Annotated in this window: 3 protein-coding genes; 1 reads left to right on the forward strand and 2 read right to left on the reverse strand. The window is 71.7% G+C overall.

What is annotated here, in order from left to right; translation table 11 throughout:
- Positions 1–141: 141 nt before the first annotated feature.
- Positions 142–711 carry a rhodanese-like domain-containing protein gene (locus ACWGH4_RS35000; RefSeq protein ID WP_453467937.1) on the reverse strand — a complete coding sequence of 190 codons (570 nt, stop codon included), beginning with the start codon at positions 709–711 and terminating at the stop codon, positions 142–144.
- 77 nt (positions 712–788) lie between these two features.
- On the opposite strand from ACWGH4_RS35000, the gene ACWGH4_RS35005 reads away from it, so the two are divergent.
- Positions 789–1070, forward strand: coding sequence for a metal-sensitive transcriptional regulator (locus ACWGH4_RS35005; RefSeq protein WP_085573762.1), 282 nt, complete (start codon positions 789–791; stop codon positions 1068–1070).
- Between the two features lie 24 nt (positions 1071–1094).
- On the opposite strand, the gene ACWGH4_RS35010 is transcribed toward ACWGH4_RS35005, so the two are convergent.
- Positions 1095–1480 (reverse strand): TSUP family transporter (locus tag ACWGH4_RS35010; RefSeq protein WP_453467939.1); only part of this gene is annotated, 386 nt, incomplete at its 5' end.

Below are 1480 nucleotides of genomic sequence, written 5' to 3' on the forward strand. Positions count from 1 at the left end.
CGCTCCCGCAACCCGGCAAGATCATCACGCTCAACGCCCACGGTCCTCGCAACTCCCACAGATCGCGGGTGTTGCGAGGACCGTTAGAACCCAAGTTGCCCCGGGGCCTTCTGCGCGGGACGCCGGTGGTGGCGTCGTGGTTCAGCGGTTGCGCAGGGCGGCGAGGGTCGCGTCGAGGTCGGCCGTGCGGGGGCGGTTGTGTGGCAGCTTGGCGAGGACGGCGGCCATGCCGCAGGTGTTGGTGACAGCGGAGAAGACCAGGCCGCCCGCGATGCCGGCGGACAGGAGCTGAAAGGCCGGGTGGAGCAGACCGAGTGCGAGGCCGGTCAGGACCAGAGCGCCGGCGGTGAGGCGGACCTGTCGTTCCATGCCCCACACCGTGCGGGTGGGCTGCTCGGGACGGTGCAGGTCGTGTCCGTCGGCGGCCCAGGCTCCGGTGCCGCCCGTGAGGGTGGCGGCGGCGATGCCCCGCGCGGCGAGGCGCTCGGTCGCCTGGGCGGAACGGGCGCCGGAGGCGCACACCACGAGGAGGTCGCCGCGGGCTGCCGTTTCCTTCAGGACCGGCAGGGCCGCGTCGAGGGCGTCGAGGGGGATGTTGTGGGCGCCCGGGAGGTGACCGGAGGCGTATTCGCCGGGGGTGCGCACGTCGATGACGGTCAGCTCGTGCAGCTGGGCGCGGGCCTGGTCCGGGGCGAGGGCGTTGATGGTCACTGGTGTTCCCTTTTCTTTCCGGGGTCTCGTCCCCCTGCGGGTAGGATACCCACAGGGGTATATCGAAGGAGTTGCTTGTGGAACTGGCGATGGCGGCCGAGGAACTGAAGACGGTGGTCAACCGGCTGCGCCGGGCCCAGGGCCAGATCGCCGGGGTGATCAAGATGATCGAGGAGGGCCGGGACTGCGAGGACGTGGTCACCCAGCTCGCGGCTGCCTCACGGGCGCTCGACAAGGCCGGTTTCGCGATCATCGCCACCGGTCTGCAGCACTGCCTGACCGACTCGGACATGGCGGCCAGTGGTGACCGGGAGCAGATGCGGGCACGGCTGGAGAAGCTGTTCCTGTCCCTGGCGTGAGCCACGGCCGGGGCGCGCAGCGGGTCAGGTCATGGCGTCCACCAGCATGAACGCGGCCACGGCCAGCAGGACCAGTGCGAAAACGCGCTGCAGCAAGGGGCCGGAGACCTTCTGGCCGAGGCGTTTGCCGTCCCAGGCGCCCAGGATCGCGGTCGCGGTGAACGGTGCGATCACCGCCCAGTCCAGGCCCGCCGTCGTGGCACCGCGGGTGGCCAGGGAGGCCACCGAGTTCGTCGAGATGACCAGCAGGCTGGTGCCGACCGCGGCCTGCATCTCGAAGGCCAGGACCGTCACCAGGGCCGGGACGGCGAGAAAGCCGCCACCGACACCCAGGAGCCCGGTCAGTGCGCCCAGCCCCGCGCCGGCCCCGGCCGCCCCTGCGGGCCTGACCGCGTCCGACGCCCCGTCGG

The organism is Streptomyces sp. NPDC054847 (assembly GCF_053610925.1).